At 52.7% G+C, this 18780-nt stretch carries 14 protein-coding genes; 3 read left to right on the plus strand and 11 right to left on the minus strand.

The window, feature by feature from the left end:
- Positions 1-549 precede the first annotated feature (549 nt).
- From radC to J4864_RS06385, 5 genes are all read right to left on the minus strand, one after another.
- Entirely contained in the window at positions 550-1248 is a 699-nt protein-coding gene (radC, locus tag J4864_RS06365; protein ID WP_007368043.1) for a RadC family protein, read from the minus strand.
- A 25-nt stretch (positions 1249-1273) separates the two neighbouring features.
- Positions 1274-2314, minus strand: a complete 1041-nt coding sequence (locus tag J4864_RS06370) for a glycosyltransferase family 2 protein (RefSeq protein WP_211814133.1) — start codon at positions 2312-2314, stop codon at positions 1274-1276.
- Positions 2315-2528: 214 nt separating this feature from the next.
- Positions 2529-3218: a NigD1/NigD2 family lipoprotein gene (locus J4864_RS06375; protein WP_211814134.1), complete on the minus strand. Its 690-nt coding sequence runs from the start codon at positions 3216-3218 to the stop codon at positions 2529-2531.
- Between the two features lie 6 nt (positions 3219-3224).
- Positions 3225-4424, minus strand: coding sequence for a 1-acyl-sn-glycerol-3-phosphate acyltransferase (locus tag J4864_RS06380; RefSeq protein WP_211814135.1), 1200 nt, complete (start codon positions 4422-4424; stop codon positions 3225-3227).
- Between the two features lie 29 nt (positions 4425-4453).
- Positions 4454-5242: a DeoR/GlpR family DNA-binding transcription regulator gene (locus tag J4864_RS06385; RefSeq protein WP_007368047.1), complete on the minus strand. Its 789-nt coding sequence runs from the start codon at positions 5240-5242 to the stop codon at positions 4454-4456.
- A gap of 713 nt (positions 5243-5955) precedes the next feature.
- Here J4864_RS06385 and J4864_RS06390 point away from each other — a divergent pair.
- Positions 5956-8586, plus strand: a complete 2631-nt coding sequence (locus J4864_RS06390; RefSeq protein WP_246479390.1) for a C10 family peptidase — start codon at positions 5956-5958, stop codon at positions 8584-8586.
- A gap of 385 nt (positions 8587-8971) precedes the next feature.
- On the opposite strand, the gene kbl is transcribed toward J4864_RS06390, so the two are convergent.
- A complete protein-coding gene (gene kbl / locus J4864_RS06395; protein WP_007368052.1) occupies positions 8972-10159 on the minus strand; it encodes a glycine C-acetyltransferase in 1188 nt (395 codons plus the stop codon).
- Between the two features lie 182 nt (positions 10160-10341).
- On the opposite strand from kbl, the gene J4864_RS06400 reads away from it, so the two are divergent.
- Positions 10342-11295 (plus strand): NAD-dependent epimerase/dehydratase family protein, encoded by a 954-nt coding sequence (locus J4864_RS06400; protein ID WP_211814136.1) that lies wholly within the window; start codon positions 10342-10344, stop codon positions 11293-11295.
- 512 nt (positions 11296-11807) lie between these two features.
- Here the strand turns inward: J4864_RS06400 and J4864_RS06405 are convergent.
- The 4 genes from J4864_RS06405 to J4864_RS06420 all read right to left on the minus strand — a co-directional run bounded on the left by J4864_RS06405 (position 11808) and on the right by J4864_RS06420 (position 16173).
- A complete protein-coding gene (locus J4864_RS06405) occupies positions 11808-12689 on the minus strand; it encodes a M48 family metallopeptidase (protein WP_211814137.1) in 882 nt (293 codons plus the stop codon).
- Positions 12690-12806: 117 nt separating this feature from the next.
- Positions 12807-13817: a Rid family hydrolase gene (locus tag J4864_RS06410; protein WP_211814138.1), complete on the minus strand. Its 1011-nt coding sequence runs from the start codon at positions 13815-13817 to the stop codon at positions 12807-12809.
- Between the two features lie 524 nt (positions 13818-14341).
- The gene (locus J4864_RS06415; RefSeq protein WP_211814139.1) at positions 14342-15070 is read right to left on the minus strand and encodes a Bax inhibitor-1/YccA family protein; all 729 of its coding nucleotides are present in this window, start codon (positions 15068-15070) and stop codon (positions 14342-14344) included.
- 122 nt (positions 15071-15192) lie between these two features.
- Positions 15193-16173: a Gfo/Idh/MocA family protein gene (locus J4864_RS06420; RefSeq protein ID WP_211814140.1), complete on the minus strand. Its 981-nt coding sequence runs from the start codon at positions 16171-16173 to the stop codon at positions 15193-15195.
- A 163-nt stretch (positions 16174-16336) separates the two neighbouring features.
- On the opposite strand from J4864_RS06420, the gene J4864_RS06425 reads away from it, so the two are divergent.
- Entirely contained in the window at positions 16337-17239 is a 903-nt protein-coding gene (locus J4864_RS06425) for a DUF3298 and DUF4163 domain-containing protein (RefSeq protein ID WP_211814141.1), read from the plus strand.
- 703 nt (positions 17240-17942) lie between these two features.
- Here J4864_RS06425 and J4864_RS06430 read toward each other — a convergent pair.
- Complete coding sequence (locus J4864_RS06430) at positions 17943-18659, minus strand: alpha/beta hydrolase (protein ID WP_211814142.1); 717 nt, start codon at positions 18657-18659, stop codon at positions 17943-17945.
- Positions 18660-18780 lie beyond the last annotated feature (121 nt).

An 18780-nucleotide genomic window follows, 5' to 3' on the forward strand; every position in this document is an offset into this window, starting at 1 on the left:
ATCAGGCATCTTTTAGAAGCCAGAAGACCATGTGTCGGCTTGGAGTGCATGAAAACAGTTTACAAACACCGGTGATATGGAAATAAGTTGTCTGCGGAAGACGGAAAGAAATGCTGATGGACAGGCATCATATCCATTTTCCTTTCCAGCACTTCATCCTGTAGTTTGTCCTCCTTTGTAAGACCATCTGGTTTTGAATGGTCATCCCCTGCAAGTATATAAGCCTTTATTCTATTTTTAATCTACGCATTTAACGGAAGAACCCTTTTCAGCCGTTTATTTTTGTTTGTTGGGATGTGTCTCCGGTCTTTTAAAAGCGGATTCTGCAGATCTCCCGGAGTGAAAGGACCGAAAGGGAAAGTACTTTTGATGCCGGTGGGAGATCCTGTCATATTTGATGGAAATAAATAAAGCAGCCCTATCAGAGCTGCTTTATTTATTATCTGTATGGATTATTTTCATGGTATGGGTCAAAGAAAAGAACATGCATCATCCCGTTTCTGAACACCCTTTATTAGGTATATTCTCTCCCTTACGCACTCCCCATGGTCATAGCTCCCCCTCTTCCCGATAGGAGAAGTAGCTGCCGTCAGCAAGTATCACATGGTCTGCAAAATGAATGTGGAGCACGCTGCATGCCTTTTGGATGGATGTCGTCAGCTTGTCATCCTCCCGGCTCGGATTCGTGCTTCCGCTTGGATGATTATGGCAGAAGGCCAGTATGGTGGTGTTTTTCAGCAGTGCCTCTTTCATCATGAGCCGTATGTCTACCGGTGCCATCGTGAGTCCTCCGATGGAGATGCGCTTTGCCTCAATGAGGCGGAAGTTCTGTTTCATCATCAGCATCCAGCCCTCTTCAATGTCAAGGTCCTGTATCTTCGTGTGCATGAACTGATACACCTTCTTGGCGTTGTCCAGCAGCGGAGCCTTCTCGGCAGCGGCATTCTGCCGCCTTTTCCCCAGTTCGCAGGCCGCAAGGAGGCTGATTGCCTTTGCCGGCCCGATCCCTTTGTAGGTCGTCAGGTCACGGATGGACAGTTTCCCCAGGGTGTTCAGATTGTTCTTACAGTCGTTGAGGATGCGTTTCATCAGGTCAACGGCACTCTCGTCCGCAGTGCCCGAGCCGATCAGGATGGCAAGCAGTTCGGCATCGCTGAGCGCTGCCGCTCCCAGCCTTTCGAGCTTCTCACGCGGTCGGTCGGCTTCCGCCCAGTGGTTGATGGACAGCCGGTTGAGTTCCTCATTCATAATCCTGCATCCGTCTTGATGGACTCTATTTGTAGAAGTTCTTGTTGTATGCAGAGAACTCGTCCTTACCGCATACGCAGCGTTTCCACCAGGCACTGATGAATCCGCAGCCGTAGCCGGTGAGCTGGGTGAACGCCGCACGGATGCTGAGCAGTCCGATTTTCAGACTGTGGTTCTGCCGGGCGGAATCGGTGCAGATGACGGCACTGTACAGCAGCAGCGGTATCAGTCCTGTCAGGAGGAGACGCCATCCTTCCGCTCTTGTACCGGGAAGGCACAGCAGGAGGATGCCCGTGAGGACAAGCAGGCCGAGGAGAGCCGTCCCCACGGTGAACACCATCGGCAGGAGATGGACGAGCTTGAGCGATTCGGGGTATTTCCTGTAGAGGTTGATGCGGGCGATGCCGGAGTTGTAGACCTGCCGCCAGAACTTGCGGAAGTCGGTGCGCCGCTTGTGCCATACCCATGCTTCGGGAAACAGCCGGCAGTGCTTGCCCGCCTTGAAGATGCGGATGGAGAAGTCGATGTCCTCGCCGAAGCGCATCTTGGAGAAACCGCCCAGCTCCTGATAGACATCACGGCGGATGCCCATGTTGAACGAGCGGGGATAGAACTTGTCGAGCTTCTTCTTGCCGCCCCGGATGCCGCCGGTCGTGAAGAAGGAAGTCATGGAATAGGAGATGGCCTTCTGGGTATCGGTGAAGGAATCGTGCGCACGGTCGGGGCCTCCGAAGGCATCGGCCGGCTTACGGTCCAGCTCTTCGCTGACGGCACGGAGATACCCCCTCGGCAGTACGACATCAGAGTCGAGGATGAGCAGATAGTCTCCGCCGGCACGTTCTGCGCCGTAGTTGCGGCTCTGTCCGGGACCGGAGTTCTCTTTCTGGTAATAATGCAGGTCGAGCCTGTCCGCATACTTTCCGCAGACCTCCTTGCATGGAATCTGCGAGCCGTCTTCCACGATGACGACTTCAAAATCCTTTTCCTCCTGTCCGAGCAGGCTCTCCAACAGTTCGTCGACCTCCTCCGGCCGGTTGAATACAGGAACGATGATGCTGTACTTCATAATAGGGCAAAGATGACACTTTGTTTGTAAATGACAGGCAGACTGTCGGCTTCTATTCAGAGGAATCCCTCCTGATATGCTGTCCTCAGCCGGAGACCGTACCCGGAAGCTACTCCTGTCCGGCCTTGTTCCGTAAGGCCTCGCCGCAGACGGCGCACGTATGTCCGTTGCCTGGACGACCTGCGGGGAGAGCCGGCTTATCCTTTCTTTCCGGTCAGAAGGCGATGCGTTTCCTGACTTTTCCCTTGTAGGAATTGATGTCCAGGACGATGGAATCCTTCTCTTTCAGGTCCGCCAGGGGAATGCTTGCAAAGACGCGGGTGCTGTAGTACTCGGGGACACCATTCTGCTGATGGTACAGCTGCAGATAGAAGGTGCGGCCGCCGTCGGGCTGCCGGCGGACAGAATTGCAGACGATGCCCAATGACTGGACGGCCCGTACTCCGCTGCTCTGTCCTGTCTTCAGCTTCAGTCCGAGGTTCAGATACTTCCTGTTCCGGCTTACCCACGCACTCTCAAAGGTCACGGGATCGGCCGGTACCTGCGGAAAATCGATGGAGAGACGTATGTGCAGGACGGCGACCGGACTGATGCCGACCGGTTCCGTCACACCCTTCTCCACCTTATTATAATGCAGCAGTGCACGGTAAACGGTGTCTCCCTTTGTCGCCCACGGTGTTTTCAATGCCGGCTGCAGGGTCAGCTGTGCGCCGTCATCCGTACGTGCGGAGATGAAGGCGGACGCACTGTTTGTCCTGGCCTCGACGAAATCGGTGTGGAGATAGGACAGGTCACTGTCCCCGGTCTTGTAAAAGTCATGGTCGCAGGCGGAGAGGATGAGTAACGACACGAGTGCCGTCACCATCGTCACGATGCCGTGAAATCTCTTGCTGAATCCGTCCACGGGGCATCACTTCTTGAAGGTAAGACGGTTCAGCAGCGATTTAAAACGCCCGTTCTCAGGCGATGCGGCGATGTAGTTCTTGGCAGGATAAGCATACTGTGTCAGCAGGCAGGTACGCAGGAACTTGTCATCACGGTTCTCAATGTCGATTTTCTCAATCTGCCCTTCAAGATAATGCTCGAAGTCCTGATAGTCTTCAGGCGTGTAATACTCCTCGTAGACACGTGTGTCCTGAATCATGTCCAGTGCCACGTAATTGACCGGATAAAGCCTGTAGTTGCAGTGGATCTCGTGGTCGATGTGTGCGGCGATTTCGTCAAAGAGCTTGTTCTTCGGCTGTTCCCCGTCCACCGTGTCGAGCCATTCGTCGATGCAGGAGGCGCACTTGTAGAAGATATGTCCCTTGTATCCCTTGATGCCTACCAGCATGCTCTCCATGTCGTCCTCGGCCGTCTTCTTCCAGAACGGAACGTCGCGCCGCAGCTGGTACTCGCGCGCCTTGAGGTAGTCGCATGGGTCGTATTCATAGGAGATGGCCAGCGGCACGATGTGCAGCTGCTTCAGCCTTTCGATGACCGTACCCTCGCCGCCCATCGCCATCATCTTCAGGATGGCCGGCTGGGTAAGGTCGTTGGAGTTCTTGGCGCGCCCCTGCCGCTGGGCGATCCATACGTTCTCCTTTTTCTCGGCGATGGCAAAGTGGATGTACTCTGACATGCGCTTGCTGGCACGGAGCATCTCCACGGAATGGAGGGCACGCTCTACGGTGAAAGATTTGTTGATGCGTACCAGGTCGCGCACCCAGTCCTGCGAGAGGAGATTGTCTCCGATGGCGATTTCGCAGGTGGTCGCAAAGCCCACGTCGAGGAGCAGCTTGTCGAGAAAGGCGGAATCGAGTACGATGTCACGGTGGTTGCTGACGAAGGTGTAGCGGTTCCGTGTGTTGATGTTCACCGCATCGATGCTGCACCCCAGGCTCAGCTTCGTGACGAGACGCTGGAGGAACGGATAGCAGAAAGCCTTCTGGAAGTCGAGGTTGGTCTTGCAGGCGTGCATCTTCTGCGCCAGCGCCTCCTTGGGTACATCAGGGTAGAGATACGCCAGCACCTGTTGGAACTGCTTGTCAGCAAGGATCCGGTCGTAGACAGCCGGCAACTCCTCCGGCTCGAACGGACGGATAGGGTCAAACTCTGATGGTATTTTCATAATCGTAAGTGAATTGGTATGTTTTCTGTTTATGTCCTTTGTTCTATGCCGGCCGACTTCGCAATGATGAGGTCTATCCCCGTTTCCTCTATCTTCTTCGCCACCGTCTGCGGTATTTTGGAGTCGGTGATGATGATGTCGACGTCTTCCAGCCTGCTGATCCTGGCAAAGCCCCGCCGGCCGAACTTGCTGGAGTCGGCCAGGACGACGGTCTTCTGTGCTGCCTGCATCATGACCCGGTTCAGTTCGGCTTCCCGCATGTCGGTGGTCGAGATGCCGAAGTCGAGGTCGATGCCGTCCACGCCGAGGAAGAGCTTGCTGAACGAGCAGCCCTGTAAGATCTCCATGCTGTACTGTCCGACGACCGACACGCTGCTGTGTCTGACCATGCCTCCGAGCTGTATGATGTCGATGTTGTCGTTGGCGGTCAGCGTCATCGTGGCGCGCAGGGAGGCCGACACGACTGTCAGCCGTCCTGCCGGCTGTATGTTGCAGGCCAGCGCATGGATGGTTGTCCCGGAGGCGAGGATGATGGAATCGTCCTTTGTGAGCAGCTTGACGGCTTCAGCCCCGATAAGCTGTTTTTCTTCAGCGTTCAGTTTCTCCTTCTCGTTCACCGACCGGTTGTTGGTGAAGGGGTTGATGAGGATGGCCTTGCCGTGGCTCCGGTACAGCTTCCCTGCCCGCTCCAGTTCGGTCAGGTCTTTCCGGATCGTGACCAGCGACACATCCAGGGAAACCGCCAGGTCGGAGACCAGTATGGACTCCTGTGCCAGAAGCTGCTCGAGAATGGCGTTCTGTCTGTCTTCTTTTGTCATGTCAACATAGTTTTCCGGCAGCTTTCAGTAGAAATCCGTCTCGCTTTGCCGTTTAGAAGAGTTTGTACAAATATAGCCAAAATAAACCGACAGGCAAGGCCGTTCACGTCCGTTTAACAGAAGATTAACAGTTTCAGCTTCCGAACGGGACCGGACGGCAATCCGGCAGGGGCAGAAAGCCCGGGGACGATGGATTCAAGAAGCTTCGTCTGTCAGGAGCTTTAATGTTCTGCATACCTTGCTGTCTGTCAGGCATTTTCCGTATCAGGCGGTCTCCGCTTCTTACGATATGGACGAATGGAACGGGGCTGCCCTGCCGCTTCCCGACACCCCTCGTGCTGGTGGCAGGCACCCCTTGTGCTGGTGGCAGACACCCCTTGTGCTGAGGGCTCGCACGCATGTCCTGTCACAGTCCGTCTGCAGAATAAAGCAGGCTGGAGGCTGGCGCCTGGCGGTGAAGCAGGTCATAAGCGCAGAGATAAGGGAAGGAGAAAGGTGTCCCGGTTTTCATACATCGCATTGTATCCTGCTGTAAACAAGTTGTTTGCGGATCCTGCTGCTGTGTCTTGTTCTCTTCTCCGTTTGCTCTGCCGGGAACGTCCTCTGTTCGTTTTCATTTGGTTGGACATCCGATTTCGGCTTGTTCTCTGCCGGTAATTGGAAAAAATACTGTAATTTTGCAGCCGGTTATTCAATAGGATTACAAACCTGATATGATACATTTATTATTTCGAGGGATTCAGGGCGGACACGGTCATCGTATGTCAGATACCTTCCTGTGCAGGAGCTTCCTTGCACTGGCCTTCCTGTGTTCCGTCACGGTCGGCTCTGCCGACAACAGAGATTTCAAGACGGCGTTGCGCATTGCCCGCCGTTATGTGAAGGTTGACCGCAAGGTTTCCGTAAACCGGAAGACACGCATGGCGGCATCGACGGTTCCGCAGCCTTATTATGTCTTCAATGATGCTGCCGGAAAGGGCTTCGTGGTCGTTGCCGGCGACGACAGGATGGGCGAGGTGCTGGCCTACGGCGACGAGACCTCGATCGACATGACCCGTCTCAGTCCCGAGGCCCGTTATCTCTTCGATGCCTACCGGAAGGTCTACGAGATATTGGGGAAGGACAGGCGGCTTACCACGCGTGCGGCCGCTGCCACGGCGGCGGGTGACCATGTGGACCCGCTGGTCAGCACGAAATGGAGCCAGTTCGATCCTTACAATCTGCTGGTGGGCGGTGATTACCCGACGGGCTGTGTGGCTACGGCAGTGGCGCAGGTCATGTTTTACCACCGGTGGCCGGAGCAGGGAAAGGGACAGGCAAGCTATCGGGTGACTTACGACAATACTGTCAGGTCGGCCGACTTCTCCCAGTCGCATTACGACTGGGGGGACATGCTGCCCGATTATGCCCACGTGAGGGCTACGGAACGGCAGAACAATGCCGTGGCAAAGCTGATGAGCGACGTGGGTATCGCCACGGCCATGCAGTACACGCCTGCCTCAAGCGGTACACAGGACTATCTGGCAGAGCGGGCTTTGCGCGACTATTTCGATTACGACGCCTCCCTCATAGGGCGGTCTGACGAGGGGGCTGCCCACTTCGTGGAGATACTGAAGAAGGAAATCCGAAACGGTTTCCCGCTCTACATGTCTGGGATGTCGGCCGGCGGCGGAGGCGGCCATGCGTGGGTCTGCGACGGCTTCGACAGCGAAGACCGGTTCCACATGAACCTCGGCTGGGGCGGTCAGGCCAACGGCTACTACTCCGTCACGGCCTTGAACATCACTTCCACAGGCAGTGAGTTCGGAGGGAAACCGCTCACTTTCAGCCGTTCGCTGCACGTGATCGCCATACATCCCAACAAGCCGAATACGCCCAAGATTGATGCCGACATCGCCTACAAGTCGCCGAACATAGCTTTCAGACTTGGCAGTGAGATGGCTTTCGAGGGTGAAGCGCCTGCAGTGCCTGCTGCCGGCGTGAAGCTGATGTACAAAGATTTCACCAATCAGAGCAACGACCCCTTCATGGGTGACATCGGCGTGGGAATCTATGATGCGGACGGCAGACTGACGAACGTTTTTCCCTATAGCCAGAAAGGGAAAGGCATATTCACCAAAGTCCGCTTTGTCTATAATGACGAGAAGATGACTTCAGGGGCTGTTATAGACGAGGAGATACCCTTTACGCTCGACTTCTCTGCACTGGCCAACGGCACTTACACGCTGTCGCCCATTGTGGCCGGGCTGCAGGAAAACGGCACGCTGGGCACGTGGGTAAGGATGAAGAAGGCACCGCGAGTGGTGATGAAGGTGGCAGATGGGAAAATCGACTATCTGGAACTGCCGTCGAAGACACCTGCCTATCAGCTCGCAGCCGACCCGCAGTTGGACGGCAGGCTGATTCCCGGTGAGGAGAACAGGCTGCTCTTGTCCATCCGTAAACTGGATGCACAGGTCTTTGACGGAACTGTGAAGGTGGAACTGGTTGACGGCGAGGGGACAGCTGTCTATACCTCGCAGACAAAGAACAAGGTGGACTTCGATATGTATGCCACGACGAGGGTCAGGCTGCCGTTTACCGTTCCCTACGGTACCGCTGCGGGAGAATACCGGCTGCGTGTGACAATCGTCAATGCCGATGGGAATACCTGCAGGGTAAACGACCGCCCCCTGCACGGACCTTACAAGGTCACGGTGGAGGACGGGAAGAAGCGGGATGTCTTTGCAACCGTGCGTGCTTTTGTTCAGGACAACAACGAGGAAAGCATACCGGGTGAAGGGATAGATGTCAAGAAAACTCCGACTTTCAAAGTGAGTTGTATGGCTTTCCTTGGGAAAAATGTGCATTACAAAGGCAGTCTGACACTGTATCTGATCGATACGCAGACAGAGGTTTCTATTCCCGTGATGAAGAGACCGCTGCAGGTCGACCTGAGTAGTGCCGGGCTTATGACGCAGATTACCAGCGACTGGATCGACCCTAAGAAAGAGCGGCTCATCAACAACCGCCGCTACCGGGTGGCACTGATTGGCGAGGAAGACGGCGGGAATGTGGACCTGATACCGGCTTCTTCCCGGCAGACATTCATTTCCGTTGTCAACAATGATGTGACGGACGGGATTGAAACGGCCCACGCCAAAGATGTCCTGCGGTTCACCGGCGGACGTCTTTCCGTGCAGCGACAGGGGCTGAAAAGTGTGGAGGTGTATGGCATGAACGGCGTGCGTGTGGCCGGCGGTACGGCCGATGCCTCCGGAAGCATATCGCTCTCCCTGCCCAAGGGCACCTATGTGGTGCGTGTGACGACACAGGAGGGACGCTGTTCGGCGGTTATCCGGTAAGCAACTTTATACGGCGGAAGAGCGTCCCGTAGGATTTGATGATGGCAGAACGGCAAGGCGGCTGACTTCCGACAGACCCGCCTGCCTGTCGCCTGCATACCTCATGTGCGGAAAAGACGGAAGGCGCACGATGAACCTGTCTGGTGTTCATCGTGCGCCTTCTGTATTATTGTATGTGGCATGTCCTGAGAATCACACGTCGGTAGGTCGTTGACGTGGATGCTGTCAGCATTTTGTGCCTTTTTGCCTTTATACGGGTTCTTCCGCCTTCTCCCTTCCGGCCGCATAATCCGCCATGCTCTTTCAGGAAGAAAGCGGAAGCCGATCGTCTGAAAGGCAAAGACCCGTCAAGGACGGTTACCGGAACCTGTCCTCTGTGAGCGGACTATTTCAGTACGCCCAGTTCTTTGCCGACCTTGATGAAGGCTGCAATGCACTTGTCGAGCTGCTCGCGGGTGTGGCCTGCTGACAGCTGTACACGGATGCGGGCCTCTCCCTTCGGGACAACGGGATAATAGAATCCGGTCACGTAGATGCCCTCGTCAAGCAGCCTGGCGGCATATACCTGCGACAGCTTGGCATCGTAGAGCATGACGGCGCAGATGGCACTCTGGGTAGGCTTGATGTCGAAGCCGGAAGCCATCATCCTGTTGCGGAAGTAGGTGACGTTCTCGACGAGCCGGTTGTGGAGGACATTGCTTTCCTTCAGCATCTTGAAGACCTCGAGGCTGGCACCGATGATGCAGGGTGCAAGTGAGTTGGAGAAGAGGTAGGGACGACTGCGCTGACGGAGCATGTCGATGATTTCCTTGCGGCCTGTAGTGAAGCCGCCGAGTGCGCCGCCGAATGCCTTTCCGAGCGTCCCCGTGTAGATGTCCACCCGCCCGTAGGTCTTGCACAGCTCGCTCACGCCGTGTCCTGTCGCACCGACAACACCTGCTGAGTGGGACTCGTCTACCATCACGAGTGCATCGTACTTCTCTGCCAGATCACAGATCTTGTCGATAGGTGCCACATTGCCGTCCATGGAGAAGACACCGTCGGTGCAGATGATACGGAACCGCTGTGCCTGTGCCTCTTTCAGGCAACGTTCGAGGTCGGCCATGTCGGCATTGGCATAGCGATAACGCTTTGCCTTGCAGAGACGTACGCCGTCGATGATGGAGGCGTGGTTCAGCGAATCGGAGATGATGGCGTCCTGGTCCGTGAAGAGCGGTTCGAACACGCCGCCGTTGGCATCAAAGCAGGCCGCATAGAGGATGGTGTCCTCCGTTTTGAAATACTCCGAGATGGCGGCTTCCAGCTCCTTGTGGATGTCCTGTGTGCCGCAGATGAACCGCACCGAGGACATGCCGAAGCCCCGTCTGTCCATCATCTTCCTGGCTCCTGCGAGCAGGCGAGGGTGGTCCGAAAGGCCCAGATAGTTGTTGGCACAGAAATTCAGCACTTCCCTGCCTTTTACTTCGATTGCTGCACGCTGCGGACTTTCAATGATTCTTTCCTCCTTGTAAAGTCCGGCTTCCTTGATCTCTGCAAGCGCATTGCTGAGATGTTCTTTCATCTTACCGTACATAACATTAGATTTTAAATTTGTTGTGGACAAAGTAAGCGATAAAAAACGAGAAAAGCATCATTCACAGGCATTTTTTTTACTTGTCTGACCTTATTTTTAAGAATTTTAATACTGGAGAAAGGGTCATTCATCAAAAAATATGTTTACTTTGCATACTTGTAAACATAAACTTATCAATATTTATGAAAAATGTCTTGGTCATTGGCTCGACAGGGCAGATAGGCTCGGAGCTTACCAGAGAACTTAGAAGGCGTTATGGAAACGACGGAATCGTCGCCGGCTACATCAAGGGGGCGGAACCCCGGGGGGAGCTGAAAGAAGGCGGACCGTCTGCAGAGGCCGATGTTACGAATCCTGAGATGATTGCCGAAGTTGTAAGAAAACACAAGATTGACACCATCTACAACCTTGCAGCATTGTTGTCTGTCGTGGCAGAAAAAAAACCGCAGCTGGCCTGGAAAATCGGTATTGACGGGCTTTGGAACATCCTTGAAGTGGCACGCGAAAACAAGTGTGCGGTCTTCACGCCGAGCTCCATCGGCTCCTTCGGCCTGAACACGCCGCACACGAAGACTCCGCAGGACACGGTGCAGCGTCCCGGTACAATCTACGGAATATCGAAGGTGACGACGGAACTGCTCAGCGACTATTATTTCAAGAAGTACGGTGTGGATACCCGCTCCGTGCGCTTCCCGGGACTTATTTCCTATGTGACGCCTCCCGGTGGCGGCACGACCGATTATGCCGTCGACATCTATTATTCGGCGGTCCGTGGGGAGAAGTTCGTGTGTCCGATCCGGAAGGGAACACTGATGGACATGATGTATATGCCTGACGGCCTGCATGCTGCCATCGCTCTGATGGAGGCCGATCCGTCCCGCCTGGTTCATCGGAACGGTTTCAACATCGCCTCCATGAGCTTTGACTCGGAGGAGATCTTCCAGACTATCAGACGCTACAAGCCCGGCTTCGAGATGGCTTATGCCGTTGACCCGCTTAAGCAGAGCATTGCCGACAGCTGGCCGGATAGCCTTGACGACAGCTGTGCCCGCGAAGAATGGGACTGGCAGCCGCGCTACGACCTTGACACCATGACGGCCGACATGCTGAAGCATCTTGAGGAGAAGTTGAAGTAAGAATGCGGAGGTGTCCCGCTTCGGTTGTCGGTATCTTTCCCCGGTCTCTGTTTCTTTACACTGGCAGGGGCTTGGGAAAGAAACTGTAACAAGAGGCTCTACCGTAGTCCCGGACCGGCGGTCCCGGGACTACGGTAGAGCCTCTTGTCTGTTTTCTCAAAAGGACCGGGCCGGTTAATTGATTCTTGCTGTCCGGTGATCATTTTCCATGCAGGCCGTTCATTCCCTCTTGCCATGTATGGTTGTGGCAGGAACGGGGAAGTTCCCTGCCGAGGTGCTGATGCCCGGCACCGGTCGTGCCGTTGGTCATCACGGGTCGTGCTGAAGGCTCGCACGCCCGCTGTCTGTTGCCCGGATGGGAACGGCCTGCGGTAAAAAGACGGTGGTCTAACTTACTTCTTCCGGTGAGGAAGGCCTGTTGTTCTCAGAGGCAATGAGGAATTGCCGGTTGAAAGGAAGTTGCGCACGGATCCCCCATGGCATTGGTGTCTTTCCGGGACAGGAATCATTGTTTATCTTCTTCTCTTGCCCGTCGCCTTCTTTCCGGTTGTCTTCTTGGCAACAGGTTTTTCAGGGGCGGCCTTCTCCGGCATCTTGTTCTCGGGACGTGCGAAGCCGTCTTTCTGTGCACGGGCGCTCATGGTCTTGATGCGTTTGTCGAGGTCAGGATGCGACGAGAACATACGCTTCCACTTGCCTTCCTTCTGTATGCCGGCATCCTCTTCCAGTTTCTTCAGCTTCTCGAACGAAAGGGCGATGGCCCAGGGATTCTTGCCGTTCTTCTTCAGGAACTCGTAGCCGTAGGCATCAGCCTGGCTCTCCTGTTTCTGCGAGTAGGTGGCATTGAGCAGCGATTCGCCCAGTTCCCCGAGCTGTGAGTCGGTCAGTGCGGCAGCCTTGTTGCCGGATGCCGCCAGTCCGTCTTTCAGTGCGCTGGTAAGCAGAGCCGTGCGGAAACCTTTCTTGGAATCCTTGTGGGCGACGTGCCCGATTTCATGTCCGATGACTCCCAGCAGTTCCTCGTCGGTCATGATGTCCATCAGGGACGAGAATACACGTACACTGCCGTCAGGGCAGGCGAAGGCGTTCACGTCGGTGACGTAGTAGACCTTGAAGTTCAGAGGGATCCCTTCTACATTCGTCAGTCCCTGCGTGAGTCTGTTCAGTCGCTTGGTATAAGGACTTCTGGCATCGCATACCTTGTTGTTCTTGTCCATCCAGGCGATGTATTCCTTTACGTAATTGGCCATGTCGGCATCGGTCAGAGTAGCGGCCTTTACCGCTTTCGTAGCCCCGGCGGCGGCTTTGCCGATGTTGAACTGTGCCTTTGCAGGTGTCGCTCCAAGCAGGAGGAGTGCAGTGGCAAATGTGCTGAAGAGTAGTTTCTTTTTCATAACGGATAGGTAGTTGAATTAACGTTAATACGTCTGCAAATATATACATTTTTCCTCGTATATCCTGTTCTTGCGGACTTTTTTATGCTTGTGCCTGTTTTCTCTCGGCCTTTTCTGCTATTGTCTTGTGGCGGTACATTCCATTTCAATGAGCCATTCCGGACGGCACACCTTGGCAAGGACGATGATGTGAGGCTGGGTCGGGAAGCGGCGTGTCATGTACCGGCTGACGACGGTGTAGTCCGAAGGATCACGCAGATAGATGACGAAATAGTTGATGTCCGCCATGCACATTCCGCCGTCCTGAAGCAGGGCCTCGATATTGTCGAGCAGCCGGACGGTCTGTTTCTCCACGTCGCCGAGGTAGAGGACATTGCCATATCTGTCGATGCTTGCCGTTCCTGAGATGAATGCAATCTGCTTGTCGGGAAGGGTGAGGCGTGTGCCGCGTTCGAAGGCTACACCGTATTCGTGGGTAGGATTGAGATGGTCCAGTGCCTGGAGGTATTTCTTGTCTTCCTCCCGGATGTCCGGATAGGTCAGGAAGTCGATGGCCACGGCCGCCGAACGCGCCGGTGAACTGCCGCCGATGCCTGTCGAGGCGATGTAATGGGTGTCTGCGGTCAGGCCGTAACGGCGGAAGATGTCGTTGCGTGCCTTTACTATTCCGTCATAGTTGATGTCTATGTCTGCCACGTAAATCCATGTCCGGACAAGATGAGTGCGGATGTCAAGTCCTTTTTCCTGTATGCTCCTGAGATATTTCTCAAAGAGCATGACGGTCTGGAAGTATGCGCTTGTTCCGTGTGTCTCCTCTTCTGTCAGCCTGATGCTCTGGAAGATGCAGTTGTCTGCCCGGGAGGTCGTCTTCACAAGTATGCCGATCTTGCTGCCGTTCAGAGGAGGCTGTTCTACAATAGTGGTTGACAGGGTTGACAAGACGTTCTGGAAGAGTTCGCTCTCGATGAGCAGCTGATGTTGGTTTTGTATGTCGCTGAGGAATATTCTGACATAGTCCAGTCTGCGTCCTGCATGGGACTGCAGTTCGGAAAACTGTCGGCTCAGATCCTCCAGCTGGTCTGCAAAGTTGCCTTGGCTCTTCGGAGCCAGAATTTCATAGAAGTCCATTTTCCTTTGTGTTCTGTTTCCCGCAAAGGTATATCTTTTTGCGGAAAAAACGGTTTTGAATGTATGCGGAGGAAATGCAATTACCTACTATTAGGTAGGCCGGCGGATGAAACCGGAGCTGATAATCATGTGTGGGGAGCTGTCTGTTCCGGATTGCCGTGAAGCGAAGGAGGCTTGTTCCCGATGTCGGAAAAGAAGGACTTGCCGGCAATAGTCCTGTGGAATAACGAGCAAGGGAATCCGGATGGGGCGAGGGGGCGTGTTCCGCCATGAAAAGACGGTGTCAGGAAAAAATGCAGCCCGTCCTCGCCGAAGTCAGGAGCAGGGTTATTGCTTTGTTGCAGGTTTTATGCAATGAGTGGCAGATTGAGTGATGACAAGAAAAACAGGGGCAGACGATTCCGCCTGTCCCTGTTTTCTTTTGATGTGCCCTTGGAGTCTTCTGGTATATATGCCATGTCGACTGCTCTGCAGGAAGAATGCCGGTACGTTGTCCGGTCAATGTCTTCTCTTTCTGTCCTCAGTCAGTCTCTGCTGTTTCCGAAGAAGCGCAGGAGGTAGAGGAAGAGGTTGATGAAGTCGAGATAAAGGCTTAAAGCACCGAGGAGGGCAACCTTCTGTGCCGACTCTCCCGCATCGGGCGCCATGAGCAGGTTGCGCTTGATGGTCTGTGCATCCCAGGCTGTCAGCCCGGTGAAGACCAGCACGCCGATGCCGCTGACGATCAGGTCCATCATCGTACTGCGGAGGAAGATGTTGACCAGTCCGGCGATGATCAGTCCGATCAGTGCCATGAAGAGGATGCCGCCCATCCGTGTAAGGTCTTTCTTCGTCGTAGAGCCGATCAGCGCCATCGCACCGAAGGTTCCGGCAGTGATGAAGAACGTCTTGGAGATGGCGGCAGAAGTGAAGGCTGCGAAGATCCACCCCAAGGTCAGTCCGTTGAGGGCGGAGAAGACGATGAACCACACTGTCGCACTGACGAGTGACAGGCGGTTGATGCGGGCAGAGACATACCATACGATACCCAGCTCCGCCAGTCCGGCGATGAGCAGCGGCCCTCTGCTCATGTAAAGCATCTGGATGAGTGCTGGGGAATTGCCTGCACCGTACGCCACGACACCCGTAATGGCGAGTGCCATTGCCATCCATACATACACCTTGCGCATCAGTGTGGGGAATGCGCGCGACATCTCCAGGTCGTGCTCATGGCTGGAAGCCACGTTTGTGAAATTGTCAAAATTCATATTCATTCGTTTTTTTTGTTTGTTTTCTTTCTTCCTGTTATAGAAGAGCGGTCTGTCTCGTGAGGCGGATCCGCCTGTTTGACAAGTCTGCAAACCTTATGCCATTTGCAGATTGCCATTAGGTCATGTCATTCTGTCTGTGACGGTCTGTGTGTTTCATCCTGTTGTCTTATCGTTTTCATCACTTTCACGGAGATGTCGAGCCACGCTTCCATCTGTCTGTAGTCTTTCCTCTCCCATATATCCTTGAAGTCCAGAAATTCATGGGTAAGACGGCTTTCGTATGCGTTGTGCTGGTAGCTGGTGTATTTTCCCTGCTCCATGATCTCAACACAGCCGAACCTGTTGGCGGCTGTCGGAATGCGTATCCAGCCTTTCTCTCCTTGGATGAGGATGAACGACGGACTGGTAGAGTCCTTTGCTGCGGTGCAGGTGGCGGTCATGGTAGGATAGGAGAGTACCATTACGCCGGAGGTGTCGATTCCGTTATGTCCGTAATTGGCAAAATATCGGCTTGCAACAGGAGAACCGAAAAGGGCTGTGACGACGTTGATGTTGTACACGTTGAGGTCGTTCAGCGTACCACCGCCCGAAAGTGGGTCGAATGCCGGAGCGATGTCTCCCTGCAGATAACGGTCATATTTGCTTGAGTATTGTGAGTAATTGCACTGTAGGAAGTGTATCGGTGCGATACGTCCCAGATTCTCCTTTACAAGCCGGAAGTTCGGTGTGTGGAGCGGTGAGACGGCCTCGAAGAGATACAGCTTCCGCTCCAGTGCCATTGCTGCCAGCTCTTCTGCCTCTGCAACAGTCATGGTAAAGGGCTTCTCCACAATCACATTCCTGTCTGCCTCCAATGCTTCGTGTACGAACGCATAATGAACGCTGTTGATTACGGCGATGTAGACAAAGTCGGCACCGTCTTCTCTGAGCAGCTGTGCATAGTCGGTATAGATGCGCTCTATATGGTTCGCTTTCGCAAGTGCCTGTGCCTTCACCTTGTTGCTGTGTGTGAAAAGGCTGGTTATCTCTATTCCTTTTGCCTCTGTCCTGAGCGTCTTGATGACCTCGGTGGCTATCATTCCTGTTCCTACAATACTAATCTTCATGTTTGTTTTCCGTTTTACGGCATATTCTATGGTCGTTTTTTCACGACATGAGACTTATAGAATGTGCCTTGTTACTTTTCCTGATGCAACAAAAGTATAGAATGTTTTGCAGAAAATGGGGGAAATGACTATTTTTGTGCTCTCTTAACAAGCATTAGTTGATATGATGAACAGAAAATTTTTATTCCTTTCAGCGTTTCTTTTGTCTGTAGTCGCAGCTGTGGGATGTGCAGACTGGAAGAAACCGGCAGTAAAGTGTTTGGCCGACTCGGTGGCTTCGAAGACTGCTGTTTCTGATTCTGTTGTTGTGGAGAAAGAAGTGCCGTTGGTGGTGGATTCCATAGGAAAATCGTTCAGCAGTAAAAAGGGTAACCTTGATTTTGCTTATGATTTCCCGGTTTCCGGGCCAAGTCCGTTGGTTGATTCTTTGCGTGCTTATCTGTCATCAGAGATGGCAGATGCCGGGTATGTCAAGCCTTATGGAAATCTTTCTGATGGGAAGGGGATGATGACGTATTATGCAAAAACTGCGTTCGAGGGTATGAACCGGATTTTTGAGGATGATGGGGAAAGGGCTGCTCCCTGCGTCCCAGAAGTGTCTCTGTTCGTAAGGAAAAGGGGGGAGACGGAGCGTTTCGTTACTTATGTGTCGACATATTATATTTATACTGGTGGTGCGCATGGCATGACTTCTGAGTATGGCGTAACCTTTGACAAGAAGTCGGGTGTCAGACTGCGGAATATCTTGAATGCAGATTGTGAGAAAGTACTACAGCCGCTTCTTAAAGAGAAAGTAGAGAATTATTTAAAGCAGACTGTCAGTTCGGATGACAGGGAGATGTCAGAAGCTGAGCTCAAGGATCTTATGGATGGGCTTTTCTTCGAGAATGGGGTTATTCCGCTGCCAGGCAATGGGCTTTATCTGTCTCCGGAGGGTGTGGTCTTTTCCTATGGACAGTATGAGATAGGTGCTTATGCTGTCGGAATGCCGACCTTTACAGTCGCTTATGAGAAGATTGGAAAATACCTTTCGCCTGAGGCACGAAGCCTTGCAGGGATTAAGTAATCTTTCTTAATTCTGTAAGTTGGATTGATTACTTTCGGCTTTGAAGTAGAGAAATGACTTTTTATTAGCCCTTTTCACCGACTTTTCCATTCAAAGAATGGAAAAGTCGGTGTTTTTTTGGGTTCTTCCGTTAAATGCGTAGATGCTTTTCATATAGCTTTAACGGAAGAACCGAAGTGATTGATGAAACAAAAACATGGCCGAGACCGTCAACTGTCTATTCTGTCATCAGCCTCCGAGTCAAAGACCTTTTCATTTTAATACGTTGAAAAGACAGATAAGATTTTGAAAAACCATTACATGATTTCAAACAAATCATCTGTAAATGTAAAGAACACGTGCAAAAAGCGGGTTTGTAACCAGCAGTCAGTCAATCGGTTGTTAAGTCGTTTGTAAAAGGTGCTTGATTGGACTTCAAAAGGGCGTTGGTAACACGCTAAGAGAGCACCTGTTGCAGGTCAATCAGGCATCTTTTAGAAGCCAGAAGGGCATGTTTCAGCTTTGAGCTGCATAAAAATGTTTACAAACACCGATGATATGGAAATAAATTGTGTGTAAAAGACGGAAAGACATGCTGATGGACAGGTATCGTATCAATTTGCCTTTTCTGCATTTTATCTTTCAGCTTATCCTCCTTTGCAAGACCATCCGTTTTCGGAGAGTCATACTATGCAAGTACACAAGCCCTTTATTCTATTCCCATCTATCCATTTAACGGAAGAACCTTTTTTTGGTGCATCAACCAAACAAATCCTTTGGCAATTCTGACTCCGTTGTCTTGGAAATGGTTGCCTTCGTTCCATTCCATCTTACAGTTGACTCCTTTGTCTTTGAATATTTGTTCTTGGCGTAGGATGTCTTTACTGATCGTTGCCATTATCTTCGTTTTTGTTCTCTCTTCCTTGTCGCCAAGGCTTAGGTAGGCGTAATTTATTAGAGGCTGGTGGTTTTCAGCATAATCCAACCAGCCTATATACCATGCGGAAGGCGATGCGGCGACTATCCCGCAGAAAGGATTGTCTGGTTCATAGGCCGTCCAAAGCGAGAAAAGCCCTGCTAAAGAATAGCCGCCTAAGAGGGTGTTGTCTTTGGTAGATTGCAATGCGTAACGAGTATTTAATGTCGGTATTAACTGACTTGTTATATATAATAAGGTAGAATAAGCACCGGCTCCAAAAGGGATTTTGCCAAACACAGGCGGGGCTGGCCAGGGTGTTAGCTCTTCATTCCATTTATTGATACGGATGGCAACGTGTATGAAGGGGATGGATGAACTCTCTTCTATGTGGGTTATCTGCTTTTCTAATTCTTTCTCGTCATTACTGTCTATGGGCTGGATGATGAAAAACTCTGCTTTTTCTTCACTATGAAGGGTGCATATATGTGAACCGATCTTGGTAATTTCTTTTTTATGTCTCATTGTGTTCTGTTATTACGATGCAAAATTAGTCGTTTTTGACCGGATTGGTTGATTTACGTCAATTTATAATACAACAAAGTGCTCCTTTTTAAATTTTTCTCCGAAACATTTGGTGCGTATG

This window comes from Prevotella multiformis (assembly GCF_018127985.1).
Lineage (GTDB): Bacteria > Bacteroidota > Bacteroidia > Bacteroidales > Bacteroidaceae > Prevotella > Prevotella multiformis.